This is a genomic window from Mesorhizobium sp. C277A, from assembly GCF_040324395.1.
Classification (GTDB): Bacteria; Pseudomonadota; Alphaproteobacteria; order Rhizobiales; family Rhizobiaceae; genus Mesorhizobium.
The window spans coordinates 4,999,708-5,023,266 of record NZ_JAMYVW010000002.1 but is presented as its reverse complement, the minus strand read 5'-3'; the positions used below and the strand labels follow the sequence as shown (position 1 = coordinate 5,023,266).

Sequence of the window (23,559 nt, the reverse complement as noted above, 5' to 3'; positions counted from 1 at the left end):
CTCCCATTTCATTTGCTCTCTCTTCGCGAGCATGGCTAGACTAGGCGGCGCGGAAGGCTTGTCCCTGACAACGGGAATAAAAGATGGGCGGAAAGTAAGATGCCGGAACGGCCGTTTTACCAGCCTGGCGCCAGCAGCGTCGAAGGCCTGCCGATGGCTTTGCAGATGTTTCACAACCATCCGCTGGTGATGCTGAAGCCGCACTGGCATGCCCAGGTCGAGGTCAATTTCATCGTCCGCGGCAGCGTGCATTACCGCATGAACGAGCACGAGATCTCGCTGTCGGCCGGCGACATGTGCCTGTTCTGGGGCGGGCTGCCGCACCAGATGGACGATCTCTCCGACGACGCCATCTATGCCGGCGCGCATCTGCCGCTGGTGCATTTCTTCCGCCTGCATCTGCCGACGGATGTCCGCCACAGGCTGATGACCGGCGCCACGCTGGTGACATCGGCGACCGACCAGGCCGACCATCACAATTTCGAGCGCTGGAACCGCTATTTCCGCTCGGGCGATGCGGCGATAACCGAGCACGCCGTGAACGAGCTGCTGCTGCGGTTGGAGCGGGTGCGCTTCGAGCCCTACCGGCTGGTGCCGGAAACCGCCATCGGCCAGGAACCCGGCGGCCCGTTCGACCAGCAATCGCTGCGCAATGTCGGGCGCATGTGCGACTTCATCGCCGAGAATTTCCTCTACGACATAGACTGCGTCGACATTGCCGCTGCCGCCGACATCCACCCCAAATACGCCATGAGCATTTTCAAGAAATCGACCGGCATGACGCTCAACGAATATATGAATCTGCTGCGGCTGAGCTACGCGCAGGCGCTGCTGATGCATGAAGACGCCAATGTGCTGCGCGTCGCCATGGATTCAGGCTTCGGCTCGCTCAGCGCCTTCAACAAATCCTTCCGCAAGCTGGCAGGGATGTCGCCCTCGGATTTTCGCCGGGGTGCGGTGGGCCGATAGGTTCAACGGTCATCTTGATCAACCCGCAGCCGTTCCGGGTGGAAACATGTGCAAGGCTAATCGCGACCGCCTTTGTCGGATGCGATCATCAACTTGGAGAAAGTTGTCAGCGACTTCGCGTTTCATGAGCGCCTTCCCCCACTCCGTCGCTGCTTCGCTCGACGGAGTGGGGTCGACCTGGCTCTGGCGTTGTCATTTCAAGCCGGGACCGGTGCCCTCCGCCCGAGGAAACCCGACAATTACCGCCAGCCCAGGCCGGCGATCCTCCAGCGCAATCGTTGCACCATGCAGGTCGGCGATGGCCCGCACAAGGCTGAGGCCAAGGCCGCTGCCGGGCGTGGTGCGGCTGGAGTCCAGCCGGTAGAGCCGCTGGAACACTTTTTCGCGCTCCTGCGCCGGGATGCCGGGGCCATTGTCGGCGACCTCAGCCAGAATGCGGTCGCCTTGCCGCCGCACCGATAGAAGGATTGCCGTGCCATCGGGGCAGTGCCGCAGCGCGTTCTCAACCAGATTGGCAAACAATTGCGTTAGCAGGTCGCGGTCGCCGTGGACCAGGCATGGGGTGCCGTGGACGATCGTGGCCGACAGCGACTTGCCGTCATCCTCGGCGACACCGGCATAGATTTCGGCGATGGCATCGATGACGCCGTTGAGGTCGAGATCGACAAAGCGCGACTTGCGGGCGCCGGCCTCGATCTGGGCAATACGCAACAGCGCATCGAAAGTATCGTTGATCTGCAGGCTTTCCCCTCGTGCCTCCGCCAGCTCATCGGCAACTGCCTCACCCCGCGCCGTCCTGTCGGCGACAGCCTCCAAAATCATCTGCAGGCGGTTGAGCGGCGTCTTCAGATCATGCGCGATGTCGGCGCTGACCTGGCGCATGCCGTCCACCAGCTCCGCCAGCCGCTCCAGCGCGGCGTTGACCTGGCGCGAGACGCCGTCAATGTCGTCGCCATTGCCGAGCAGTGGAATGCGGGCGTCGAGCCGGCCGTTGGAGACATCTTCCATGGTGGCGGCAATGCCGTCGAGGCGGCGCTGCACGCGCGCCGCCAGCAAGGCGCCGCCAGCCACCGCCAGCCCTGAAATGATCAGGGTGGCCCAGCCGAAGCTCATCAAAACGATGCGTTCCAGCTCTTCGGTTTCGGAGAGCGAGAAGGCGATTGTCAGGCTGTTGGGCCCGACCGAACCGGTCCAGGCGCGGTACATAGTGTCCGGCGCAACGCCTGGCAGGGAAGCGGCAAAATCCGAAAAGCCATCGGGAAGGTCGGCGGCGGTGAAATTCCCGGCCAGGCGATTGCCGGCGGGATCGGTGAGCGAGAACAGCTGTTCCTTGCTAGGGCTGAGCGCGGCATGGCTGTCGACTGCCGAAACCAGATCCTCCCGGTCGTTTCCGGCATAGGTCACCGCCACGACCGAATAGGTCTCCTTGACCGCCTGGTCGAGCTGCTCGGCCAGATCCGCGCTCATCAGCTGGTAGACGATGGCGCCTGACAGGATGAAGGCGAGCACGAACAGCAAGGCGAAGGTCAGGGCCAGCCGAAACGGCGTGCTGCGCAGCAGGCGAGAGCCTGTCTCAGTCATAGTGCGTTTCAGTCATGGCAAGCTTCAGTCATGGCAAGTTTCTGTCATGCCGCGCCTCAGTCGTGAACACTGTAGCCAGTGTTGCGCACGGTGTGGATCAACGTGGTTTCGAACGGCCTGTCGATCTTGGCGCGCAGCCGGCTGATATGGGTTTCGACGACGCTGGTCTTGGGGTCGAAGTGAAAATCCCAGACCCGTTCCAGAAGCATGGTGCGGGTGATGACGCGGCCCTCGCCGCGCATCAGCACTTCGAGCAGGCTGAATTCGCGCGGCTGCAGGTCGATCACCTGGCCCTGCCTGGTGACGCGGCGCTGGATCAGGTCCATTTCGAGGTCTGCGATGCGCAGCGTCGTCTTCAGCTCCTGCACCGCAGGGCGACGGCCGAGCGCGTTGATGCGGGCGAGCAGTTCGGAAAAGGCGAATGGCTTGACGAGATAGTCGTCGCCGCCGGCCTCGAGCCCTTCAACCCTGTCGTCGACGCCGCCGACCGAGGTCAGAAAGATCGCCGGCGTGCGCACGCCCGCCGCCCGCACCGCCTTGATCATCGACAGGCCGTCGAGGCCGGGCAGCATGCGGTCGACGACGATCACGTCATAGGCGTCGCGTGTCGCGGCAAACAGCGCGTCGCGGCCATCGCGCCTGAGGTCGCAGATATGGCCTGCCTCGCCAAGGCCCTTGACGACATAGTCTGCGGTCCTGGGGTCATCCTCAACAAGGAGAAGTCGCATCTCTGTTCCGGTCTGTTGCCGAGGCTTTGCCAGAGCGGCATGCTAGCACCGGCGGCGGTCCGTTCCTAGAATATCCGCCGGCGCCTGGTCGCTCGTGGTCGTTGCACATGTCCATAAGTGTCATCCGACCGGATCGCGCGCAGGGACAAGCATCCTGCGCAGCACGGCGTCTTTCAGAATAAAATGATGGAAGAGTGCCGCACCGGCATGAATGCAGATCAGAACGATGAATACCGGCTTTGCCCAAGTATGGACATCGCCCATCCAGCTCCAAACATAAAAGGCCAGAAGCCCGGAAACAGGAGCGGCAACGAGAAGGCCATAGAACAGCGCATGCGTTGTGCGTGAGGCGAAAGCCATCCATTTCGGCATTGTGGATTGCGGCTTGGGCGCACCGATGAAGAGGCGGACGGCCAGTCGCACGAACACCAGCAACAGGATCGCCAGGCCGACCCAGTAATGGGCGGACCCCATGGTCTGCCCGTAGGACGACAGTTAGCGTCTGTCCGCTGCCGCATCGACATAGATTGTCATGTTTTCGCCGAACAGGAGCTGGAACAGGACAAGCGCCGCTATCATCCAATGCAGGCTAATTTGGAGGCCGCTATAACCGGATTTCCTGGAGTTCATTCTTCCGTCCATGAGGTGAGCGCGATAGCTGCCCAGGGCGACCCACGGCAGGGATCCATTGACGTTTTGGCGCGTTCTCGTCGCGTCAGGCGGGCGTGCAGGTGCTTGCATCTACTCCGATTCAAGCAGGATTTTGTCGGCCTCGCCGGTGCCCTTCTTCAGACTCATATAGAGAACGAGGGCGACGATGCAGCCCAGGAAGATCATGCTGGTGAAGGTGGTGCCGAAGCCGAGGCCGCCATATTCGACCGGCTGCGACAGCAGGTCGCCGAACGAGGCGCCAAGCGGCCGCGTCAGGATGTAGGCCAGCCAGAAGGCGAGGATGGCGTCGAGGCCGAAGGCGAAATAGCCGAGGGCGATGAAGACGATGACCGCGCCGAACAAGAAGCCAGTCGTGAGATAGCCAATGTCGAACGTCTCGGCGACAAGGTCGCCGGCCGCGGTGCCGAGCGAAAAGGTGAACAGGATCGCCAGCTAGTAGAAGATCTCGCGCCTGGTGGTGACGATCGTATGGATGGAGAGCGTTCTTTCGCTGGCGTACCAGACCGCGAATGTCGCGGCGAGCAAGACCGTGAAGGCAATCGTGGTGGTTTGCAGACGGACGCCGAAATTGTCGACCAGATTGTCGGTGATCAAGGTGCCGACGACGCTGATCAGCACCACCGCCAGCCAATAGGCCCATGGCACATAACGCTTCTGCGCGAATTGCAGCGCCAGCGCGACGACAAGGATGCCGGTCATGATCAGCGAGGTGACGGTCAGTCCGAAGCCAAGATTGACGGCCAGATAGTCGGCCGCCGTCTCGCCCATGGTGACCGCCAAAAGCTTGATCAGCCAGAATTCGACGGTGACATCAGGGACCCTGTTGGGTGATGCCAGTGCGGCGGGTGCAGTGGTTGCAGACAAGAGCATGATGGGATCCTTGTCGTTTCGGCGGGGACGGGCCTATTCCCCGGTACGTGCGGCGAGGCTTGGTCTTACTTCCCCATGATCTTCATGGCCTGAGCGAAGAAGTCGTCGGCGCGCTTGTCGTCGTCGGCATTGCAGCGCTCGACGCCTTTGGCCTCGAGATCGGATACTTTTGTCTTGTCCGCGGCGCTCAGCGCCGCCAAGGCTTCCGCCGCGCGCAGGTCCTTCAGAGCGTCTTCGCAAGGCGTCGCAGCGGAAGCGGCTGAAAAGACCGGGTTGGCGATGGCAATGGCGCAGAGCGAGAAAGCGAGGGTTAGCTTTTTCATGCTGGTGTTCCTGTCTTGCGCCGATATCCAGGCGGTGATGAAACGATGTCCGGCAGGTCGGCCGGCATAAGGACTATGGGCAGGCGACCTCGCCGCAATCTGTCCGCCCGCTTACAAATTCGTAAGAATGGCTGAAATTCCTGCCGGTTGCCTCGCCATCGCCGCACGGAAGCGCTAGTGGGTGGCGAGACACCGGCGCTATGAGCCCTGCCGGAGAGCAGGAACTATGATGAGCTACGCTCCCCCCAAGCCGGCAGCGAAGGCGTTCGACCAGCACAAGCGCCTGCTCGTCATACAAGTGGCGGCAGCCCTCGCCGTCATGCTGTTGCTGTTCACCAAGCCCTTTCTCGTCGAAGGCTCGGACGGGCACGAATACATCGAGGCGCTGGGCATCGGCTTCGTGCTGGTCTGCTTCCTTGGCCGTCTGTGGAGCATTCTCTATGTCGGCGGCAGGAAGAACGACGAGCTGGTCACCATCGGCCCGTTCTCGATGAGCCGGAACCCGCTCTACTTCTTTTCCACGGTCGGCGCGGCGGGCGTCGGGTTGATGTACGGCTCGGTGCTGGTGGCGGCGGCGCTGGCTCTGGTGAGCTACCTGGTGTTCCGGGTGACGGCGCGCAAGGAAGCCGAGTTCCTGTTTGGAAAGTTCGGCCCCGCCTACAGCGTCTATGCCGAACGCACGCCGCCTTTCTGGCCGAACCCGCTGCTGTTTCACGATCAAGCCGAACGCCGGTTCTCGACAAAGGCGTTGCGGCGGACATTCACGGACGGGCTCTATTTCCTGGCGCTGTTCCCGGCCATCGAGACGATTGAGCAGTTGCGGATCAGCGGCATGCTGCCGGTGTTTTTCACCCTCTACTGACCGGAGCGCCGTGCCGCGCGGCGCACGCTGTAGAGCAGGATGACGAGGCAGCCGGGCAGAAGCAGGACGCCGCCGGCAAGCGGCGGCAACGCCAGCAGCTTCACTGCCGCGGCAATCGCCACGATCAACAGCAGCGCCAGCGTCGCAAGGCTGCCGTCGTCGATGAACATGCCGACGAGCTCCTTTAGAATGAGGCGGACGACGTTCATCGAGCAACTCCTTGTGCAGCCTTGGGGTAGCTGGCGCGCAACCAGCGCACCATGGCGAAGCACGCGACGGCGATGATTGCGAAGATGGCCAGCAGCGCCAGATCGGCGCCCGGCCAGTCGGCGCCCAGGCCTTCGCCGGTCCAGAAAATGCCGAAGCTTGTCAACATCAGGCCGACGGCGAATTTGAGCGCGTTTTCCGGCACCCGCGCCAGCGGCCTGTGCACCGCAACACCGATGATCGTTACCAGGACGAAGGCCGCCAACGCGCCAAGGCTGGCATAGAAGGTCTGTGCATGCGCGGCGCCGACGGCGATGACGATGAACACCACCTCGACGCCTTCGAGCAGCACCGCCTTGAAGGCTGCGAGCCCGGCCAGATAATCGGCGCGGCGGTCATTGGCCTGCTGCTGCAAAGCGGCGGTTTCCTTGGAAAAGGCTGCTTCCTCGTCATGCAGGGCGATGACGCCGACACTGCGCAAAATGGCCTTTCTCAACCAGCGCATGCCAAACAGGACCAGGAGCACGCCGACGACGAACTGCAGCACCGTAATGGGAACCAGCGCCAGCAGCGGTCCGAAGGCCAGCACCAGAGCCGCCAGCACCGCCAGCGCCAGCGCCGCGCCGGTCAGCGCTGGCCGCCAGCTGCGGGTGACGCCGACCGCCAGCACGATGGTGAAGGCCTCGACCACTTCGACGAAGGAGGCAAGGAACGAGGCGGTCACGGTGGAAAGTATGGGTGTCAGGCCATTCATGAAGGTTTCCTGTCTGCGGGAATCACTGGGCTGAGAAGGATACAGCGCTCCGGCGGAAGGGAGAACGCGCCGGCATTCTCGCCATACTCTATCTGTTGCGTCTCACCATCGGTGGCCCGATCGCCGGCGTTCGCCACGAGCTGCTCGGCGTCGGCGACAATTTCAAGCCGATCGTGCTAGGCCTTGTCATTGTGCTTGCCGTCATCCTGGACGCCTATCGGGAAAAGCTGTTGAGGGTGATCCGATAAAGCGCGTCGCGCTTTTTGGTTTTTGTTTTATGGATGTCATTTTCCCAGATCCGCCGGACACTCCGGGCGACATGCACTAGGGGACAAGAAATGACGACGATTGCCGATGTCGCGCGCCATGCCGGAGTGTCGGTCGCAACCGTCTCGCATGTGATGAACCGCACGCGCCATGTCGAGCCTGAGACGGCCGAGCGCGTCCATTCGGCCATCGCCGCCTTGCGCTACAGTCCGAACACGCTGGCGCGCAGCCTGAGGCGCGGCGAGACCAAGACCATCGGCCTGCTGCTGCCGGACAATTCCAACCCGTTCTTCGCCGGCGTGGCGCGCCAGATCGAGGATGCCGGCTTCCTTGCCGGCTATACGGTGATCCTGTGCAACTCCGACGGCAGCGCCGAGAAGGAGGAGCGCTATCTCCAGGTGCTGATGGCCAAGCAGATCGACGGGCTGATCTTCGCCGGCTCGTCGGATCATGCGCGGGTGTTCTCCAGCCTTCTGCCCGGCGTCCCGGCGGTGCTGATCGACCGCGAGATCCATTCGGTCAATGTCGATTCCGTGCTGGTCGATCACGATTATGGCGGCTATCTCGCCGGCCGCTATCTGGCCGGGCTCGGCCACGAGAAGATCGGCGTCATCGGCGGCCCGAGCGATTCCAGCTCCAGCCCCGCCCGCCTGCGCGGCTTCGCCAGGGCGCTGCAGGAAGCCGGCCTCGACCTGCCGCCGGCCTCGGTGGTGGATTCCGACTATCACTTCGCCGGCGGCCGCACGGCGATGGAGCGGCTGATGGCGCAGGCGCCGGGGATCACGGCGCTGTTTGCCTGTAACGATCTGATGGCCATGGGGGCGCTGACAGTGCTGCGCGGGCGCGGATTGCGGGTCCCAGGCGACATGTCGATGATCGGCTTCGACGACATACCCTATGCCGTCACCACCTGGCCGCCACTGACGACGATCGCACAGCCGGTCGAGAAGATCGGCACGCGGGCGGTGAGCCTGCTGATCGAGCGAGTTGCCGAGCCGGCGGCGCATTCGCGCCGCGAAGTGCTCACGCCGGTGCTCGTCGAACGGGAGAGCTGCGCGCCGTTGAGCGGCTGAAGTCCCTCAGGCGGCGGCCGGCTGCAGCGCTGCCCTGAGCAGCATGCCGAAGAGGTCGCGCGGCTCGTCGGGATCGGCGAGCAGGTCGAGCTCCTCGTAGAGGCCGGTGGCCTGAAGCTGGTCTCTGATGTAGCGCAGCGCGGAAAAATCCTCGGTGGCGAAGCCGACGGAATCGAACAGGGTGATCTGTTCCGCCGTCTTGCGGCCTTCCGCCTTGCCGGTCATCACCTGCCACAACTCGGTCACCGGATGGTCGGCGTGGAGCTGCTGGATTTCGCCCTCGATGCGCGTCTGCGGCGGGAACTCGACGAAGATGTCGGAGCGCAAAAGGATGTCGCGGTGCAGTTCCGTCTTGCCGGGGCAGTCGCCGCCGACCGCGTTGATGTGCACGCCGGAACCGACCATGTTGTCGGTGAGGATGGTGGCGGACTGCTTGTCGGCGGTCACCGTGGTGATGATGTCGACGCCTTCCACCGCATCCTGGCCGGTGGCGCAGATGGTGATGTCGAAGCCCTTGCCGGCGAGGTTGCGGGCGCATTTTTCCGAAGCGGAGCGGTCGATATCATAGAGCCGCAGCCGGTCGACGCCGAGCAGCGCTTTGAAGGCGACAGCCTGGAATTCGGACTGGGCGCCATTGCCGATGATGGCCATCGAGCGCGCGCCTTTGGGCGCCAGATATTTGGCCGCGACAGCGGAGGTCGCCGCGGTGCGCAGCGCCGTCAGGATCGTCATTTCGGTGAGCAGCATCGGATAGCCGGAACCGACATCGGCGAGCACGCCGAAGGCGGTGACGGTCTGGCGCCCCTCGCGCATGTTCTTGGGATGGCCGTTGACATATTTGAAGCCGTATAGCCGGCCGTCGCTGGTCGGCATCAGTTCGATGACGCCGTCATGGCTGTGCGAGGCGATGCGCGGCGTCTTGTCGAACAGCTCCCAGCGGCGAAAATCCTCCTCGATATAGGCGGCGAGTTCGGTGAGGAACCGCTCGACGCCGATGGTCAGCACCAGCTTCATCATGCGGTCGACGCTGACGAAAGGGACGATGGCAAGGCGGGAAGGCTGGGTCATGCAATGCTTCCGGAATGGCTGCGGGTCGGGCGGTCCATGATGCGGCGGCCCATCAGGCTGGCGGCGAGGTCGACCATCAGCGTGGCGGTGCGGCCGCGCTCGTCGAGGAACGGGTTGAGCTCGACCAGATCAAGGCTGGAGACCAGGCCGCTGTCGGACAGCATCTCCATCACCAGATGCGCCTCGCGGAAGGTGGCGCCGCCGGGCACGGTGGTGCCGACGGCCGGCGCGATGGAGGGGTCGAGGAAGTCGACGTCGAGGCTGACATGCAGCAGGCCGTTTTCCTTTTCGACGATGGCCAGGAAGGCGCGCAGCAAAGGTGCGACGCCGTGCTCGTCAATGGTGCGCATGTCGTGCACGGTAACCCCCGCTTCGCTCAGCGCCCGGCGCTCCGCCGGATCGACGCTGCGCAGGCCCATGACGCAGATGTGGGCAGGATCGACGGCGACAGGCAGGTCCGGGAAATAACCGTTGAAGCCCGGTCGGCCGCTGGCATAGGCGAGCGGCACGCCGTGCAGATTGCCGCTGACGGTGGTATCGAGCGTGTGGAAATCCGGATGCGCATCGAGCCACAGCACGAAGAGCGGCCGGTCGCGTTCGGCGGCGCGGCGGGCTATGCCCGACACCGTGCCGGCCGATATCGCGTGGTCGCCGCCAAGGAAGATCGGCATGGCGTCCCGCGAAGCCGCATAGGCGGTCTCGGCAATTGCCGCGGTCCAGGCGGAAATCTCCGGCAGGGCCTTCAGCGCGAGATTGCCGTGGACGATAGCGCGCACTGCGGCCGGTTGCACCGCGCCCCAGTCCTCGACCTCGTGGCCAAGTTCCGACAGCACCGAGACAAGCCCGGCCGTGCGCAGCGCGCTTGGCCCCATCTCGCATCCCATCCTGCCGGCGCCGTCCTGCACCGGCGCGCCAACGATCCTGCAGCGCATGGTTCTTGTTGTCCTTGTAAATTGATTGGGCGGTTGATGCGTGGAATGAACCATCCCGGCCCGGCAGTTTGAACAGGCGAAATTGGCATTTCGAGAAGAATGATTTATCAACCCGATAAGTCAGTTTGGTCAAGTGGATAGAATCATGGACTTGCTCGACGAAAGGCTGGTCACGCTGCTCAGGCATGATGCCCGGCGCAGCATCTCCGATCTCGCGGTCGATCTCGGGGTGTCGCGCGCCACGGTCAGGGCGCGCATGGAGCGGCTGGAAAAAACGGGCGAGATCATCGGCTACACGGTGGTGCTGCGCGCCGACGCGGTCGACCAGCGGATACGCGGCGTGATGATGATCGAGATCGAGGGCCATGCCGCCGACCGCGTGGTCCGGGCGCTCGGCGGCCTCGCCGAGGTTTCGACCATTCACACCACCAATGGCCGCTGGGACCTGGTGGTCGAACTCGGAACGGCGTCGCTCACCGATTTCGACGCGGTGCTTAGGCGGATACGGCTCATCCCCGGGATAACCGGCAGCGAGACAAGTCTGCTGCTGGCAACGCCGAGGACGACAAGGGCACGGCTGGCTTAGCCGCCGTTCCGGCCGGCGTGTTCACGCAAAGCTTTGGGCGGAACTGGCGAATGGGTCGCCTGGCCGACGAATCTCATTGGGGCCGCAGCTATCCTCCACATGACGGAGGAAGCCGGCATGACGCGAGATTGCACCAGCTTCAACGGTGCAAGGACCGGACGCTTGCCACAGGCCAAGGCTGATGGCAGGATAAAAGGCCGCAACGTGCGGCCTCTGGCGGCCGTTGTGTTTCGATGGATTATGAAGCATTTTCCCAAGGTGCGGGTTCTCCTCACAATGTGCGGCAGCCTCGTTTCGCCTTGGTCGCCCTTGATTTTTCGCAATGTGCGCTTTGCCTGCCTCAGGCCGCAGGGCATTTAATTCCACGGGGTCAAGCCTCATGACAGAGATTTGTGCTCGGGCCGTCTATCGTCGGCGAAGACAAGGCATGGCGCCACAATCAGCGCCCCTGGCATTCGTGACCTGGTGAAGAATGCCGTTGCGTACCTCTCGCCCCCATGTTTCAAAACAGGTCGATAGACCCGCGAGAATAGTTTCGAAGCCTGCGGGGTTGCCCACGGTCCGGCGAGAATTCTAAAAGACGTTCACAATGACACAGCACGCAAAAGACGCACGAATTCTCATGTACAGCCACGACACGTTCGGGCTCGGCCATTTGCAGCGTTGCCGAACGATCGCGCATTCGCTGGTCGGGGATTTCCGCGGACTTCAGGTGCTAATCATTTCGGGCGCCACCATCGCGGGCGCCTTCGACTACCGCGCCCGCGTCGACTTCGTGAAGATCCCCAGCGTCATCAAGCTGCGCAACGGCGAATACACCTCGCTGGAAAAGGACATCGATCTGCATGAGACGCTAAGGATGCGGCAGTCGATCATCCGCCACACGGCCGAGAGCTTCCGGCCGGATATCTTCATCGTCGACAAGGAACCGCTGGGGCTGCGCGGTGAGATCGAGGATACGCTGTCCTACCTCAAGACGCGGGGCACCACGCTCGTGCTTGGCCTGCGCGAGGTGATGGACGCGCCGCATTTGCTCGAAGCGGAGTGGGCACGCAGGGATGTGATGCGCAAGATTGGCCTGTTCTACGACAAGGTCTGGGTCTATGGCCCGCCGGATTTCTACGATCCGTTGACCGGCCTGGACGTGCCGCCGGCGGTCAGGGCAAAGATGAAGTTCGTCGGTTTCCTGCAACGGAGCCTGCAGCAGAACCAATTGCCCGGCCACCGGCCCGAGGGCGACTATATCCTGGTTACCACCGGTGGCGGTGGTGACGGCGCCGACCTGATCCACAACGTCATCGAGGCCTATCAGCAGGATCCGCGATTGCAGCACAGGGCGCTGATCGTGCTTGGGCCCTACATGCCGGCGCGCAAGCGCAACAAGCTGGTCAGGAAAGGGGCCAAGATCCCCTATGTCAAGATCATCGAATTCGACAACCGCATGGAAGAGCTGATTGCCGGCGCCAAGGCGGTGGTGGCGATGGGCGGTTACAACACCTATTGCGAGATATTGTCTTTCGACAAGCCGGCGCTGATCGTGCCGCGCGTCACGCCGCGCGAGGAACAGCTGATCCGGGCACGGCGCGCAGCCAAACTCGGCCTCATCGAGATGCTTTTGCCTGAGGAAGCCGAGGATGCCCAGCGGTTTGCCGATGCGCTGCAGGTTTTGCCGGGCCGGCCCCGCCCATCGCAGAGCAATGCGCATCTGACTCTGGAAGGGCTGCCTCATATTTCCGAAATCGTCGCGGAACTGCTCGACCGGCGGGCCGGCCATCACCTTTCGGTCATTGAAGGCATGAACTGAGTTGCAACACCGCAAGATCGTCGTGGTTCTGAAGGGCTACCCGCGGCTGTCGGAAACCTTCATCGCGCAGGAGCTGCTCGGTCTGGAGCGTGCGGGGTTCGACCTGATACTTTTCGCGCTCAGGCGGCCGACCGACGCAAAACGTCATCCCGTGCACGATGAGATCAAGGCCCCCGTCCACTATCTACCGGAATATCTGCACAGAGAGCCGCTGCGCGTGCTTCGGTCGCTGTTTGCCTGTCTGCCGCGGCCTGGCTTCTGGCGCGCGCTCAAATCGCTGGCTGCCGATATCCGCCGCGACTTTACCCGCAATCGCGCGCGCCGCTTCGGGCAAGCGCTCGTGTTGGCCGCCGAATGGCCGCAAGACGCGGGATGGCTGCATGCCCATTTCGCGCACACGCCGGCATCTGTGACGCGCTATGCCAGCCAGCTTCGTGGCTTGCCCTGGAGCTGCTCAGCCCATGCCAAGGACATCTGGACGTCGGCGGACTGGGATCTGGCCGGCAAGCTTTCCTCGGCGCGCTGGACGGTCACGTGCACGAAAACCGGCTTCGACCATCTGAAAAAACTCGCCAACGGCAGTTCGTCCGTGCATCTGAGCTATCATGGGCTCGACCTTGACCGCTTCGGCAGTTTCGGCGAGGCGCGAAAACAGCATGACGGCTCGGCGCCGGCCGAACCGGTCATGATCTTGAGCGTCGGACGCGCCGTTGAAAAGAAGGGCTATGATACGTTGCTCGAGGCTCTTGCCCTCTTGCCTGGCGATCTGGCGTGGCGTTTCGAGCATATCGGTGGCGGCGAGGAACTGAAACGGCTGAAAGCGCTGGCGCAAAGGCTCGGACTGGATGGCCGCGTCTCCTGGAAAGGCGCGCTGGCGCAGGAGGAGGTGCTCGAGCACTACCGCAGCGCCGACATCTTCGCTTTGGCCTGCAGGATCACCGCGGATGGCGACAGGGACGGCCTGCCGAATGTTCTGGTGGAGGCGGCCAGCCAGCGGCTTGCCTGCGTGTCGACCGATATTTCCGGCGTGCCGGAGCTTTTATCGTCGGATGAAACCGGGCTGCTGATTCCCTCGGAAAACCCGACTGCCCTGGCACAGGCGCTGGAGCGCCTGATCCGCGATCCCGTCCTGCGCGCCCGCCTCGGCGACGCCGCGGAGCGGCGCGTGCGAAGCAATTTCGACCATGTGGCAGGCATTGGACAGCTCAAGGAACTGTTCGAGCGGGAGTGGCGGGCCGCCGAATGAAGCGGCTGCGCGCTTTCTTCTATGTTCAGCACCTGCTCGGCATGGGCCATCTCGCGCGCGCCAGCCGCATTGCGGCGGCTCTGGTCGATGACGGGTTCGACGTCACCGTCGTGACCGGCGGAGCGCCGATCGCGGGATTTCCGGGATCGGGTGTAAAATCCGTGACCCTGCCGCCTGTCACCTCCGGTGACGAAGGATTTTCCGGACTTGTCGACCTGCAGGGCAAAGCCATCGACGATGATTTCAAGACGCGGCGCTCAGAGATGCTGCTGCAGGCTTTCCGGGATTACAGGCCCGACATCGTCATTATCGAGGCGTTTCCCTTTGGACGCCGGCAGATGCGTTTCGAACTCTTGCCACTGATCGAGGCCATCGAAGCGACATCGCCCAGACCGCTGCTGGCGGCGTCCGTCCGCGACATCCTTCAGGAGCGCGTGAAGCCGAGCCGAAACGAAGAAACGGTCGATATCGTCAACAGGCATTTCGATCTTGTCATGGTCCATGGCGATCCGGCTTTCGCAACCATCGACAAGACATTTCCGCTGGCTGGGGCGATCAGGGCCGAGGTCGCCTACACAGGGCTCGTTGCCGCGCCGCCGGCGCAAGCGGCCTCAGAGCGCTTCGACGTTCTCGTGTCGGTTGGCGGCGGGGCGGCCGGAAAGAGCCTTGTCCGATCCACCGTCGCGGCGGCGCGAAGTGCCGATAACGCCTGGACATGGTGTTTGATCACCGGCCCAAACCTGCCGAAGGACGAGTTTGACGCGATCACACGCGATGCCACCCCACGCCTGTCCATCTTCCGGTTCCGCGAGGATTTCGCCAGCCTGCTGACCGGCGCCCGCCTGTCGGTCTCGCAGGCGGGTTACAACACGGTCTGCGATGTCATGCGCGCGGGGTGTCGCTCGCTGCTCGTTCCATTTGCAGCCGGCGGGGAAACCGAGCAGACGCGTCGCGCTCTGATGCTCGAAGAGCTCGGTCTTGCAACGGTGCTGACGGAACAGGACCTGACGCCTGAACGTCTGGCGCATGCGATCGAGCAGGCGCTTGCGGGACCGCCGCCAGCCGCGCATCGTCTCGATCTGGAAGGGGCGCGGCGCTCGGCGCAAATTCTGCGCGAGCGCTTCAAACAGCTCCGATCAGCATGAAGCGTGTATAATTTTTTGTCGGCAATTCGCCGGAGAACCTGATCTGCCGCAGCGCCGCCATTGCTTCGAAGGCTGCAAGTGACGCCACGCAGTTGATGTGCGTCGGCTCGCTGAAATAGTCGTTCGACTGCAGCAGCACGTTCGTACCCCGCGGAAGCAGGGCAAGCCAGGCGCTTAGGTCGGCTATGTGTTCGCAGCTCGTATTGACCACCAGGTCGGGCCCGCCGGCGGCATAGTCGAGTGCGTACATATCTGCCGTCAGCGCTTGAAACCGGTCGCCGGCTTGCCGGTTGAGTGTCCGGGCGACCGCGCCGACTTCGGGATCGATGTCGATGCTGTCGATCGCCGCGATGTCGAAGCGGGCGTCGTTGAAAAGCATCGCCGGCAATACGCCGTACCATCCACCCAGAACCCATATGCGTTCGAACCGGCCGCCGCAGCGTTCGAACAGCCTGTCGAGCGCCCACATCTTGCAGGCGACCTGCTTGTGGTTGAAGGCATTGGCGATATCGGCCTGCGGATGCTTGGCGATGACGCGCGCCAGCCCGGCCACGAGAGGGTGGTCGACATAGGCGGCAATTCCCCGCGTGAGGTCCAGGGCTTGCTCATGCCCATCCATGCCGGCATTGCGTGGTTGCGTGACATCCATCATATTCGTCTTCTATGTTGGGATTTCGGGCGACACAACGCAATCTTGCCTCATGCAAGGCTGTTCGACTTGCGGACGCGACTGTGCCGCAAGCCGTTTCGCCATTGCCCGGAGGCGGCCGATTGAATTTGTCCGGACCATCGGCGCCCATCCGCCTGGCGCGCAGCTGCCGCTTTGAGCTCGTCGTTGGCGGCGAAGACATGGCCGATACACCATTTGCCAGCAGGTGCCTTTACATTCCGCATCCTTCAAACTGACAATCGCATATGGAAACCAGCCTAGCCCGCTATATCTGGACGCACACCAGGAAGCAGCAGCTCTGGATATTGATGATCGTCGTGCTTTCGATGGTCCCGTATTTCATGTCGTTCGACCTGCCGAAGCTGATCGTCAACGGCCCGATCCAGGGCAAGGGGTTCGAGCAACCGGGCGCGACCCTGCCATTCATGCGGTTGCACTATAACCTGCCGTTCATCGGCGAGGTCCAGTTCTTCTCCGGTTTTCAACTGGACCGCACCTCGACCCTGCTTGCGCTCAGCCTTGTGTTCCTCTTGCTGGTCGTCATCAACGGCTTGTTCAAGCTCTACATCAACACTTACAAGGGCCGGCTCGGCGAACGCATGCTGCGGCGTATTCGTTTCGATCTGGTCGATCGTGTGCTGCGGTTTCCGCCGGTTTACTTCAAGCGGGTGAAATCCGCCGAAGTGGCGACCATGGTGAAGGACGAGGTGGAGCCGCTGGGCGGCTTCATTGGCGATGCCTTCCTGCAGCCGGTGCTGCTCGGCGGCCAGGCGCTGACGGCCATGCTGTTCATCATGGTCCAGAACGTCTGGCTCGGAATGATAGCGGTCGTGATCGTGGCGATCCAGATCGTGCTTATCCCGCGAATGCGGCGGCGGCTGCTCGTGCTCGGGCGCCAGCGGCAGTTGACGGCGCGCGCGCTTTCAGGCCGGGTTGGCGAAATCGTCGACGGCATCGGCGCGGTTCACGTCCACGATACGTCGAACTACGAGCGCGCCGACATAGCAGCCCGGCTCGGGCTCATCTTCAAAATCCGCTTCGATCTTTACCAATGGAAATTCATGGTAAAGTTCCTCAACAATTTTCTCGCGCAGCTCACGCCCTTTCTGTTTTACATGATCGGTGGCTATCTGGTCATTCAGGGGCGGTTGGATGTCGGCCAGCTCGTGGCCGTGATCGGCGCTTACAAGGACTTGCCCGGACCGATGAAGGAACTGATCGACTGGGATCAGGACCGGCAGGATGTCCAGGTCAAATATCAGCAGGTCGTCGAACAGTTCACCGTCGAGAATATCATCGCGCCGGAAATCGGAGCACTGACGGTCGACGATCCCGATCCGATGACCAAGCCGCTGTCGGCGGTCAGCCTGTCGATAGCAGACGATGGCGGCGCAATGCTCCTCAATCGCATCTCGCTCGAGGTCAAGCCGGGTGAGACGGTGGCGCTGGTCAGCACCGCAACAGGGGGAGCGGAGGCGCTTGCGGAAGCCTTTGCGCGGCTGACCTGGCCGGACAGCGGAAGGATCGTTTCGGGCTCCGATGACTTGCTCGATCTCCCCGAAGCCGTGACCGGCCGGCGCATGTCCTACGCTTCGTCGGATGTTTTCCTGTTCCAGGCAAGCCTGCGCGACAATTTGCTCTACGGGTTGAAGCATGCGCCGCTGACATCGGTGACATATGACGGCGCCGCGGCGGACCAGCACCGTTGGAACATCGACGAGGCGCGCCGGTCGGGCAATCCGGATCTCGATATCCGCAGCGACTGGATCAACTATGCCTCCGCCGGCGCCACCGGCCCGCACGACCTCTTCGAAGCCGTGCGCCGGGTGCTCGACGCGGTTCTTCTGTCGCGCGACATTCTGGATCTTGGCTTGCGCTCTTCGGCCGACCTCAAGCGCCACACGAAGCTTGCCGGGCGGATCGTCGAATTGCGTGCGGCGCTGCGAACCCGGTTGGAGGAAGAAGGCCTGAGCGCGCTGGTGGTTCCTTTCGAACCGGGCGCCTACAACAAGGAAGCGACGATCGGCCAGAACCTGCTCTTCGGCGCCGCGGCCGGCCCCGAACTGGCTCACAAGGCACTGGCGTCCAATCCCTATTTTGCTTCCGTGCTGAAGCAAGCCGGCCTCGATCGCACGCTCTACGAAATGGGTATGGAGATCGCCGAACAGGCGATCGAGCTGTTTGCCGACCTCCCGCCCGAACACCAGTTCTTCCAGCAGCTCGCCTTCATGAGCGCCGAGGAGATACCCGCCTACGAAACCTTGCTGCAACGGCTCAAGAATCGCCCCTACGATGCGGTTTCGGAGAACGACCGCGCCATGATGGTCACGTTGAGCTTTGCCTATATCGAGCCCCGGCATCGCTTCGGCCTGCTGACCGACGAGTTGATGAGCAAGATCATCGCTGCACGCAACCAGTTCTATGAAAACCTGCCGGCCGAGCTGCAGAAAGCTGTCGAACGGTTTGACCCGGCCAAATATATCGCCGCAGCCACCGTCATGGACAATGTCCTGTTCGGGCGTGTCGGCAACAACCATCCCGACGCGCCGGACCGCATTCGCTCCATCGTCTATGATATTCTTGACGAACTGGGGCTTTATGCCGAGCTTCTGGATGTCGGCCTGGACTTCAACGTCGGCGCCGCCGGCAGGCGGCTGACCGGCGGACAGCGACAGAAGCTCGATGTTGCCCGCGCCTTGCTCAAGCGTCCCGATTTCCTCATTCTCAATCGGCCGCTGTCGGCGCTCGACCAGCGCGTGCAGGACAAAGTGTTGCGGAATGTGCTCGACGAAGCCAGACGCGACGGCCATTCGCCGGCAATTGTGTGGGTGGTGACGAATCCGGCAATGGCGGCGATGTTCGATCGGGTTGTGGTCTTTGACTCAGGCCAATTGGTGGAAGACGGAACACACGAGACACTCTTGGCGGGAAACGGTATCTTCAAGGAACTTGTGTCATAGTCTGGCAAACGCGAATTCAGGAAGGTTTGCGACAATGCTGCTCAAGGATGAAGTTGGAATGCTGCAACGCGTTCCCTTGTTCTCTGGCATCGAGCCGACAAAGCTCAAGCTGCTCGCGTTCACGTCCGATCGCGTGAACTACAGTGCCGGCCAGATTCTTTTCCGGCAGGGCGACGAGGCAGACGCCGCCTATGTCATCCTTTCGGGCAGCGCGGATATTCTGGTCGATTCCGACAATGGGCCGATCAAAGTTGCCGAATTGCTGCCAAATTCGATCGTTGGCGAGATTGCCATATTGTGCAACAGCTCCCGTACTGCCACCGTCAAAGCGGCAAGTGAGCTGGAGGCCTTGAGAATCCGCAAGGACCATTTCCTGAGGCTTATGAAGGAGTTTCCCGAAATGACCATCGAGATATTGCGGGTTCTTGCCGATAGGCTAAGCAGTACGACCGCGGACCTGATCGACGCACGAACGGCCGAGAGCGATTCACAGTTGCACTGAAGCGGCGAGCCGCTCTGTTTCTTTGTTTTGATGCAGTTTCCGGAACCGTGTCACACCTTTCCTGGAACGACTCTGGCAGCAGTTGGTTGGCTACGATGGGCGAAAGGGTGCATGGACGACGATTTCTTCCTTGTCAGGTTTTGGGGCGTGCGCGGCAGCATTGCGGTGTCGGGGCCAGAATTTGCTCGCTATGGCGGCAACACGATCTGCATCGAGATGCAATGCGGCAAGCATACGCTTCTGTTCGACGCGGGCTCCGGCCTGCGGCCTGCCGGCAGGACGCTTCGAGCGTCGGGCGTCACCGATTTCGACCTGTTTTTTACCCATTGCCATTACGATCACATCATCGGGCTGCCGGCTTTCAAGCCTATTTATGAACGAGGCATCAAAGTTACGCTTTGGTCCGGGCATCTCGCTGGACGCATGACGACGCGGCAGATGGTCGATGAATTCATTCGGCCGCCATGGTTTCCGGTGACACTCGGTGTCTGCAAGGCGAGCCTCGACTGCCGCGATTTCGCATCCGGAGACCTGCTTCGGCCACGCGAAGGAGTTGTTGTACGAACCGGTAGTCTTACCCATCCGGGCGGCTGCATCGGCTACCGGGTCGAATGGGGGGGCCGCGTCGTGGCGGTCATCACAGACACCGAGCACGAGCCGGGCAAACTCGACCAGGCGGTGCTCGGCCTGATCAGAGATGCCGACCTCGTCATTTACGACTGCACCTACACCGAGGAGGAAATGGAGCGCTACCGCGGCAACGGGCACTCGACATGGCAACAGGGCGTCAAGCTCTGCGAGGCGGCCGGCGCGCGCGGGCTTGCGCTGTTTCACCACGATCCGGCACGCACCGACGATGAGCTGGACGAGATGGAGAAACTGGCCAAGGACAGGTTTGCCGGCGCTTTTGCGGCGCGGGATGGCCAGACGCTCACATTCCCAACTTCAGTGAACAAAAAGCGCTGAGCTATTTTCCGGCGCTGCGTTCGGTCAATGTGCTGATCGGAAGCCATGCGCAGGCTTCGGTCCGCGCGGTGATCGTGAACAGCCGTTCGAGGAAAAGCCATGCCGATTCATCATGGACGAGATGGTGGGTGAGCAGGCCGACCGGTTCGCCGCCGTCGAATGCACGCTGCAATTGCGCGACGATGGCCTGAACCAACAGACCATGATCGCGGCAGCCGCGCGTGCCATGCCAATCCATGATGTCGACATTGCTGTTGATGACCGCCAAGGAAGCCGGCCTTGGCGGCCCGAACACCGACAATGCCGCAAATCCTATCGATCCGAGGTCGGGTACCAGGCCGGCGTCGATCCGGTTCCAGGGCGGCACCAGCATCGGAACCGCACGTGCGCCGTGCAGGCCGGTTACACGCGACAGCCCGCCGGCCAGCTCATCCAGCACCACCTCGCGTGGCCGATGCGCGCCGAGCTCCTGCTTTTTTTGACCCTCGGGCGCATGATTTCGGTGCGCCCAGCCATGAATGGCAACCGTGGCATGCGGCGCGGCGTCAAGCCGGACGACAAGCTTCCCGTCGGTCTGGGCCGGAATGACGGCCAGAGTGACCGGAACCGCGAAGTCACCGGTGAGGTCGAGCAACCGATCGAGCGCCGGCGTCGGATCCACGGCGTCGTCGTCGCGCAGCCAGAACTCTGCCTTGCGGCCCCACCGTTGCCGATGCGCCAGCTCGTCCACCAGAGGCTGCCAAATCGGGTCGGACGTCATGACAACGGGATCATCTTGAGAAGTTCCGCCAGACGGGCCTTTGCAGCACCGAGAGAGCGTTCTTCGAGAACGAAACGTCTGGCCTCTGCAGCCATGATGGTTCTTTCGTCATTATTGGCCAGAAGCCTTGCGATGGCCGAAGCGAACGCCCCCACATCGCCCGGCGGGGTGAGAAACCCGGTCTGGCCATGCCGCACGACCTCCGGCACGCCGGCAATGTCCTGAGCCACCACCGGAAGGCCGGCGGCCTGTGCTTCAAGATAGGCAATGCCATAGGCCTCGCCGTAACCCGGCCAGACGTAGATTCCCCCGCGATAAAGGACATCCGGCACGGCGGCAGGCTCGATGGCGCCAAGCCATTCGATACGGTCGGCGGGCAAGCCGGCGAATTGCGCCTTTACCTCGTCACGGGCAGGTCCGTCCCCGACGACCGATAGCGTCCAGGGGAGATGGCCGATCAACCCGAGCGCCTGCGCCAGCATGCGATAGCTCAAGACCTTGTCGCCCGGGCGCATCATGGCGACGGTCACGAGGCGCGTCGGATAATCCAGTACCGGCATTTCGTGGAATGCCGATGTGTCGATGAAGGGTGAAAGCATACCGAGAGCGGCGTGGGGGACAGCATCCGCCAGCCCCTGGCGATCCCTTTGCGTGAAGCAGATGTTCAGCGCCGCCTGTTCGATGGCTCGCGCGACCAATGCCTGGCTATCGGCCCACGAACCGGCGTTGCGCCGTTCGGAATAGGAGGCTTCGGCCGTCACATAGGGGACGGCAAAGGCCAACGCCAGCTCGGGCCCGATCAGGTCGGGCGCCTTGTAGTAGGGATGATAGGAGAACCAGAGATCGGGCTTGCCGTCACGGTCCCAAAGCCTTGTCAGTCGCGCGGCTTCGTCCCGGGCCTCGATCATGAGCGCATCGAAACTTTTCGGTTCCGGCTGGCGTAGATAGAAGCGCAACTCCGATGCCAGTTCGACGCTATGCCCGCCATGCTGCAGCGCCTGGACCAGCATCCGTGCCATCTGGCGGTCGCCGGAGACAACGGGATGATTGGGCGACTTCAGCGGGGCGTAGAAGGCAATTCGCATCGCGCGATCCTATCATCGCAAAGCCTGCCCAAGTCAATTTCGAGGCGTGATCGACTTCACCTTCAAGCGCTGGAATGTGCTATCTGATGCTTATGGAAACAGCTGTCGCGTCCGACCCGTTCGTCGCTTCTTTGCCGGTCTTCGCAAAGTTCGAAAGCGTTGCCGATATCGACAACTATCGGCCTCTCCCCGATGGCTGGGCGCTGGCCACCGCCGACATCGTCGGCTCGACCAAGGCGATCGAGGCCGGGCGCTACAAAACCGTCAATATGGCCGGCGCCAGCGTCATTTCGGCGCTGCTCAACGCGCTGGGACGGCAAGATCTTCCCTTCGTCTTCGGCGGCGACGGCGCGCTCGTGGCGTTTCCCGGCTCGGCGCTGGAGATCGCCCGTAACGCGCTGGCTTCTGTCCAGAGATGGGTGGCGGACGAACTGGACCTGACCTTGCGTGCCGCAATCGTGCCGATAAAGGACATAAGAGGGCAAGGCCTCGACGTTCGCGTGGCGAGGTTCCAGGCCTCCGAAGCAGCCTTCTATGCCATGTTCGCCGGCGGCGGCGGCAGTTGGGCGGAAGCCGAAATGAAAGCCGGGCGCTACCGCGTCGACCCCGCCCCGGCCGGCGCGCGGCCGGATCTGACCGGCCTCTCCTGCCGCTGGAACCCGATCGAAGCCCGGCATGGCGAAATTGTCTCGATCATAGCCGTGCCGGGGGCATCGCGCGACTTGCGTGGTTTCCAGTTTCTGGCTTCCGACATCATCGCCCTTGCCGGCAGGCAGGAGCGCGATGGCCACCCGGTGCCGGTGGACGGTCCGGCCTATAGTCTCTTGCCCGCCGGTCTCGATGTCGAGGCACGGGCCACGGCGCCGCCGGGCCGGCGGTGGCTGGCCAAGCTGTGGGTGATCTTCCTGATGACGCTTACGGCCTTCACCGACAAATTGGGCTGGACGATCGGCGGTTTCGACCCGAAGGTCTACAAACGCCAGGTGGCCAGCAATTCGGATTTCCGCAAGTTCGACGACGGCTTGAAAATGACCATCGACGTCGACGCGGATGTGTTGCAGCGGATCGATAACCGGCTGAAACAAGCGGAAGAGGCCGGCATCTGCAACTATGGCCTGCACCGCCAGAAGTCGGCCTTGATGACATGCCTCGTCATCTCGCCGCTGCAGCGCGATCATGTTCACTTCATCGATGGCGCCGCCGGCGGCTATGCAATGGCTGCCGCAAGCCTGAAGGCGAAGGCGCCGGTCTGATACGGCTTGGGGAATCGATTTTCCGCAATTCGCCGGGGCCATGGTTCTTGAGACCCGGCGAGCCCAACGGTGCCTGAGCCGACCAATTATTTGCGCGATGTCAGGATCGGGATTGCACTTCGCCGGCAGCCTCGCCACATAGTGTTGCAGGTGATTTGTGCGGTCGACGTCTGCTTGCTTCCTGCAAGGACAGTCATTCGGGATATTCTTCGCCGGCTTCTGCCCCCGAAGCCGGCTTCATTGACTTCGAGAATTTTGCGGATCAAAGGAGATGGC

At 62.6% G+C, this 23,559-nt stretch carries 23 protein-coding genes and 1 pseudogene; 12 read left to right on the top strand and 12 right to left on the bottom strand.

Features of this window, described 5'->3' with window-relative positions; translation table 11 throughout:
* The first annotated feature begins 99 nt into the window (after positions 1 to 99).
* Entirely contained in the window at positions 100 to 969 is an 870-nt protein-coding gene (locus NKK52_RS24750; protein ID WP_023672161.1) for a helix-turn-helix domain-containing protein, read from the top strand.
* 192 nt (positions 970 to 1,161) lie between these two features.
* On the opposite strand, the gene NKK52_RS24745 is transcribed toward NKK52_RS24750, so the two are convergent.
* The 5 genes and pseudogenes from NKK52_RS24745 to NKK52_RS24725 form a co-directional block, all read right to left on the bottom strand.
* A complete protein-coding gene (locus tag NKK52_RS24745) occupies positions 1,162 to 2,550 on the bottom strand; it encodes a HAMP domain-containing sensor histidine kinase (RefSeq protein ID WP_352630058.1) in 1,389 nt (462 codons plus the stop codon).
* A 56-nt stretch (positions 2,551 to 2,606) separates the two neighbouring features.
* A complete protein-coding gene (locus NKK52_RS24740) occupies positions 2,607 to 3,278 on the bottom strand; it encodes a winged helix-turn-helix domain-containing protein (RefSeq protein WP_023685057.1) in 672 nt (223 codons plus the stop codon).
* A gap of 120 nt (positions 3,279 to 3,398) precedes the next feature.
* Positions 3,399 to 3,752, bottom strand: coding sequence for a cytochrome b (locus NKK52_RS24735; protein WP_280940320.1), 354 nt, complete (start codon positions 3,750 to 3,752; stop codon positions 3,399 to 3,401).
* A gap of 267 nt (positions 3,753 to 4,019) precedes the next feature.
* Positions 4,020 to 4,820: pseudogene (locus NKK52_RS24730) on the bottom strand (COG4705 family protein).
* Positions 4,821 to 4,885: 65 nt separating this feature from the next.
* A complete protein-coding gene (locus tag NKK52_RS24725; RefSeq protein ID WP_023685058.1) occupies positions 4,886 to 5,143 on the bottom strand; it encodes a hypothetical protein in 258 nt (85 codons plus the stop codon).
* Positions 5,144 to 5,372: 229 nt separating this feature from the next.
* On the opposite strand from NKK52_RS24725, the gene NKK52_RS24720 reads away from it, so the two are divergent.
* Complete coding sequence (locus NKK52_RS24720) at positions 5,373 to 6,005, top strand: methyltransferase family protein (protein ID WP_023685059.1); 633 nt, start codon at positions 5,373 to 5,375, stop codon at positions 6,003 to 6,005.
* On the opposite strand, the gene NKK52_RS24715 is transcribed toward NKK52_RS24720, so the two are convergent.
* Both NKK52_RS24715 and NKK52_RS24710 read right to left on the bottom strand, forming a co-directional pair.
* Positions 5,999 to 6,214 (bottom strand): hypothetical protein, encoded by a 216-nt coding sequence (locus NKK52_RS24715; protein WP_023672157.1) that lies wholly within the window; start codon positions 6,212 to 6,214, stop codon positions 5,999 to 6,001. The two genes, NKK52_RS24720 and NKK52_RS24715, sit on opposite strands and share 7 nt — an antisense overlap.
* Positions 6,211 to 6,966: a COG4280 domain-containing protein gene (locus tag NKK52_RS24710; RefSeq protein WP_023685060.1), complete on the bottom strand. Its 756-nt coding sequence runs from the start codon at positions 6,964 to 6,966 to the stop codon at positions 6,211 to 6,213. The genes NKK52_RS24715 and NKK52_RS24710 overlap by 4 nt, the downstream gene beginning before the upstream one ends.
* A 95-nt stretch (positions 6,967 to 7,061) precedes the next feature.
* Between NKK52_RS24710 and NKK52_RS24705 the strand changes: the two genes are divergently transcribed.
* Together NKK52_RS24705 and NKK52_RS24700 are read left to right on the top strand one after the other, a co-directional pair.
* On the top strand, positions 7,062 to 7,214 hold the full coding sequence (locus NKK52_RS24705) for a hypothetical protein (protein ID WP_023685061.1): 153 nt from the start codon (positions 7,062 to 7,064) through the stop codon (positions 7,212 to 7,214).
* Positions 7,215 to 7,304: 90 nt separating this feature from the next.
* Positions 7,305 to 8,306: a LacI family DNA-binding transcriptional regulator gene (locus NKK52_RS24700; protein ID WP_023685062.1), complete on the top strand. Its 1,002-nt coding sequence runs from the start codon at positions 7,305 to 7,307 to the stop codon at positions 8,304 to 8,306.
* 6 nt (positions 8,307 to 8,312) lie between these two features.
* Here the strand turns inward: NKK52_RS24700 and ocd are convergent, their stop codons facing one another.
* Positions 8,313 to 9,374, bottom strand: a complete 1,062-nt coding sequence (gene ocd, locus NKK52_RS24695) for an ornithine cyclodeaminase (protein WP_023685063.1) — start codon at positions 9,372 to 9,374, stop codon at positions 8,313 to 8,315.
* Positions 9,371 to 10,306 carry an arginase gene (gene rocF, locus NKK52_RS24690; RefSeq protein WP_023685064.1) on the bottom strand — a complete coding sequence of 312 codons (936 nt, stop codon included), beginning with the start codon at positions 10,304 to 10,306 and terminating at the stop codon, positions 9,371 to 9,373. Before rocF ends, ocd begins: the two co-directional genes overlap by 4 nt.
* A gap of 145 nt (positions 10,307 to 10,451) precedes the next feature.
* Here rocF and NKK52_RS24685 point away from each other — a divergent pair, with 145 nt between their 5' ends.
* The 4 genes from NKK52_RS24685 (at position 10,452) to NKK52_RS24670 (ending at position 15,087) form a co-directional block, all read left to right on the top strand.
* On the top strand, positions 10,452 to 10,892 hold the full coding sequence (locus NKK52_RS24685; RefSeq protein WP_023685065.1) for an Lrp/AsnC family transcriptional regulator: 441 nt from the start codon (positions 10,452 to 10,454) through the stop codon (positions 10,890 to 10,892).
* 589 nt (positions 10,893 to 11,481) lie between these two features.
* Positions 11,482 to 12,696, top strand: a complete 1,215-nt coding sequence (locus NKK52_RS24680; RefSeq protein ID WP_023685067.1) for a glycosyltransferase family protein — start codon at positions 11,482 to 11,484, stop codon at positions 12,694 to 12,696.
* A 1-nt stretch (position 12,697) separates the two neighbouring features.
* On the top strand, positions 12,698 to 13,942 hold the full coding sequence (locus NKK52_RS24675) for a glycosyltransferase (RefSeq protein ID WP_023685068.1): 1,245 nt from the start codon (positions 12,698 to 12,700) through the stop codon (positions 13,940 to 13,942).
* Positions 13,939 to 15,087 (top strand): glycosyltransferase family protein, encoded by a 1,149-nt coding sequence (locus NKK52_RS24670; RefSeq protein WP_023685069.1) that lies wholly within the window; start codon positions 13,939 to 13,941, stop codon positions 15,085 to 15,087. The genes NKK52_RS24675 and NKK52_RS24670 overlap by 4 nt, the downstream gene beginning before the upstream one ends.
* Here the strand turns inward: NKK52_RS24670 and NKK52_RS24665 are convergent.
* Positions 15,065 to 15,736, bottom strand: a complete 672-nt coding sequence (locus NKK52_RS24665; protein WP_084561037.1) for a class I SAM-dependent methyltransferase — start codon at positions 15,734 to 15,736, stop codon at positions 15,065 to 15,067. The two genes, NKK52_RS24670 and NKK52_RS24665, sit on opposite strands and share 23 nt — an antisense overlap.
* Positions 15,737 to 16,002: 266 nt before the next feature.
* Here NKK52_RS24665 and NKK52_RS24660 point away from each other — a divergent pair, with 266 nt between their 5' ends.
* From NKK52_RS24660 to NKK52_RS24650, 3 genes are all read left to right on the top strand, one after another.
* On the top strand, positions 16,003 to 18,717 hold the full coding sequence (locus NKK52_RS24660) for an ABC transporter transmembrane domain-containing protein (RefSeq protein ID WP_023685071.1): 2,715 nt from the start codon (positions 16,003 to 16,005) through the stop codon (positions 18,715 to 18,717).
* Positions 18,718 to 18,751: 34 nt separating this feature from the next.
* Complete coding sequence (locus NKK52_RS24655; RefSeq protein WP_023672144.1) at positions 18,752 to 19,219, top strand: cyclic nucleotide-binding domain-containing protein; 468 nt, start codon at positions 18,752 to 18,754, stop codon at positions 19,217 to 19,219.
* Positions 19,220 to 19,330: 111 nt separating this feature from the next.
* Positions 19,331 to 20,185 (top strand): MBL fold metallo-hydrolase, encoded by an 855-nt coding sequence (locus NKK52_RS24650; RefSeq protein WP_023685072.1) that lies wholly within the window; start codon positions 19,331 to 19,333, stop codon positions 20,183 to 20,185.
* A gap of 1 nt (position 20,186) precedes the next feature.
* Here the strand turns inward: NKK52_RS24650 and NKK52_RS24645 are convergent, their stop codons facing one another.
* Both NKK52_RS24645 and NKK52_RS24640 read right to left on the bottom strand, forming a co-directional pair.
* On the bottom strand, positions 20,187 to 20,945 hold the full coding sequence (locus NKK52_RS24645) for a polysaccharide deacetylase family protein (RefSeq protein WP_023685073.1): 759 nt from the start codon (positions 20,943 to 20,945) through the stop codon (positions 20,187 to 20,189).
* Positions 20,942 to 22,030, bottom strand: coding sequence for a glycosyltransferase family 4 protein (locus NKK52_RS24640; RefSeq protein WP_023685074.1), 1,089 nt, complete (start codon positions 22,028 to 22,030; stop codon positions 20,942 to 20,944). The genes NKK52_RS24645 and NKK52_RS24640 overlap by 4 nt, the downstream gene beginning before the upstream one ends.
* Before the next feature lie 74 nt (positions 22,031 to 22,104).
* Here NKK52_RS24640 and NKK52_RS24635 point away from each other — a divergent pair, with 74 nt between their 5' ends.
* Positions 22,105 to 23,283: a DUF3095 domain-containing protein gene (locus NKK52_RS24635; RefSeq protein ID WP_031198422.1), complete on the top strand. Its 1,179-nt coding sequence runs from the start codon at positions 22,105 to 22,107 to the stop codon at positions 23,281 to 23,283.
* Positions 23,284 to 23,559: the final 276 nt, after the last annotated feature.

What these genes read in the sequence shown, in the direction of transcription:
- NKK52_RS24700 (WP_023685062.1), top strand. Translation starts at nt 7,305, where the DNA reads ATGACGACGATTGCCGATGTCGCGCGCCATGCCGGAGTGTCGGTCGCA.
- NKK52_RS24715 (WP_023672157.1), bottom strand. Translation starts at nt 6,214, where the DNA reads ATGAACGTCGTCCGCCTCATTCTAAAGGAGCTCGTCGGCATGTTCATC.
- NKK52_RS24720 (WP_023685059.1), top strand. Translation starts at nt 5,373, where the DNA reads ATGAGCTACGCTCCCCCCAAGCCGGCAGCGAAGGCGTTCGACCAGCAC.
- NKK52_RS24735 (WP_280940320.1), bottom strand. Translation starts at nt 3,752, where the DNA reads ATGGGGTCCGCCCATTACTGGGTCGGCCTGGCGATCCTGTTGCTGGTG.
- NKK52_RS24650 (WP_023685072.1), top strand. Translation starts at nt 19,331, where the DNA reads ATGGACGACGATTTCTTCCTTGTCAGGTTTTGGGGCGTGCGCGGCAGC.
- NKK52_RS24660 (WP_023685071.1), top strand. Translation starts at nt 16,003, where the DNA reads ATGGAAACCAGCCTAGCCCGCTATATCTGGACGCACACCAGGAAGCAG.
- ocd (WP_023685063.1), bottom strand. Translation starts at nt 9,374, where the DNA reads ATGACCCAGCCTTCCCGCCTTGCCATCGTCCCTTTCGTCAGCGTCGAC.
- NKK52_RS24635 (WP_031198422.1), top strand. Translation starts at nt 22,105, where the DNA reads ATGTGCTATCTGATGCTTATGGAAACAGCTGTCGCGTCCGACCCGTTC.
- rocF (WP_023685064.1), bottom strand. Translation starts at nt 10,306, where the DNA reads ATGCGCTGCAGGATCGTTGGCGCGCCGGTGCAGGACGGCGCCGGCAGG.
- NKK52_RS24710 (WP_023685060.1), bottom strand. Translation starts at nt 6,966, where the DNA reads ATGAATGGCCTGACACCCATACTTTCCACCGTGACCGCCTCGTTCCTT.
- NKK52_RS24740 (WP_023685057.1), bottom strand. Translation starts at nt 3,278, where the DNA reads ATGCGACTTCTCCTTGTTGAGGATGACCCCAGGACCGCAGACTATGTC.
- NKK52_RS24655 (WP_023672144.1), top strand. Translation starts at nt 18,752, where the DNA reads ATGCTGCTCAAGGATGAAGTTGGAATGCTGCAACGCGTTCCCTTGTTC.
- NKK52_RS24685 (WP_023685065.1), top strand. Translation starts at nt 10,452, where the DNA reads ATGGACTTGCTCGACGAAAGGCTGGTCACGCTGCTCAGGCATGATGCC.
- NKK52_RS24645 (WP_023685073.1), bottom strand. Translation starts at nt 20,945, where the DNA reads ATGACGTCCGACCCGATTTGGCAGCCTCTGGTGGACGAGCTGGCGCAT.
- NKK52_RS24665 (WP_084561037.1), bottom strand. Translation starts at nt 15,736, where the DNA reads ATGGATGTCACGCAACCACGCAATGCCGGCATGGATGGGCATGAGCAA.
- NKK52_RS24640 (WP_023685074.1), bottom strand. Translation starts at nt 22,030, where the DNA reads ATGCGAATTGCCTTCTACGCCCCGCTGAAGTCGCCCAATCATCCCGTT.
- NKK52_RS24725 (WP_023685058.1), bottom strand. Translation starts at nt 5,143, where the DNA reads ATGAAAAAGCTAACCCTCGCTTTCTCGCTCTGCGCCATTGCCATCGCC.
- NKK52_RS24745 (WP_352630058.1), bottom strand. Translation starts at nt 2,550, where the DNA reads ATGACTGAGACAGGCTCTCGCCTGCTGCGCAGCACGCCGTTTCGGCTG.
- NKK52_RS24670 (WP_023685069.1), top strand. Translation starts at nt 13,939, where the DNA reads ATGAAGCGGCTGCGCGCTTTCTTCTATGTTCAGCACCTGCTCGGCATG.
- NKK52_RS24680 (WP_023685067.1), top strand. Translation starts at nt 11,482, where the DNA reads ATGACACAGCACGCAAAAGACGCACGAATTCTCATGTACAGCCACGAC.
- NKK52_RS24750 (WP_023672161.1), top strand. Translation starts at nt 100, where the DNA reads ATGCCGGAACGGCCGTTTTACCAGCCTGGCGCCAGCAGCGTCGAAGGC.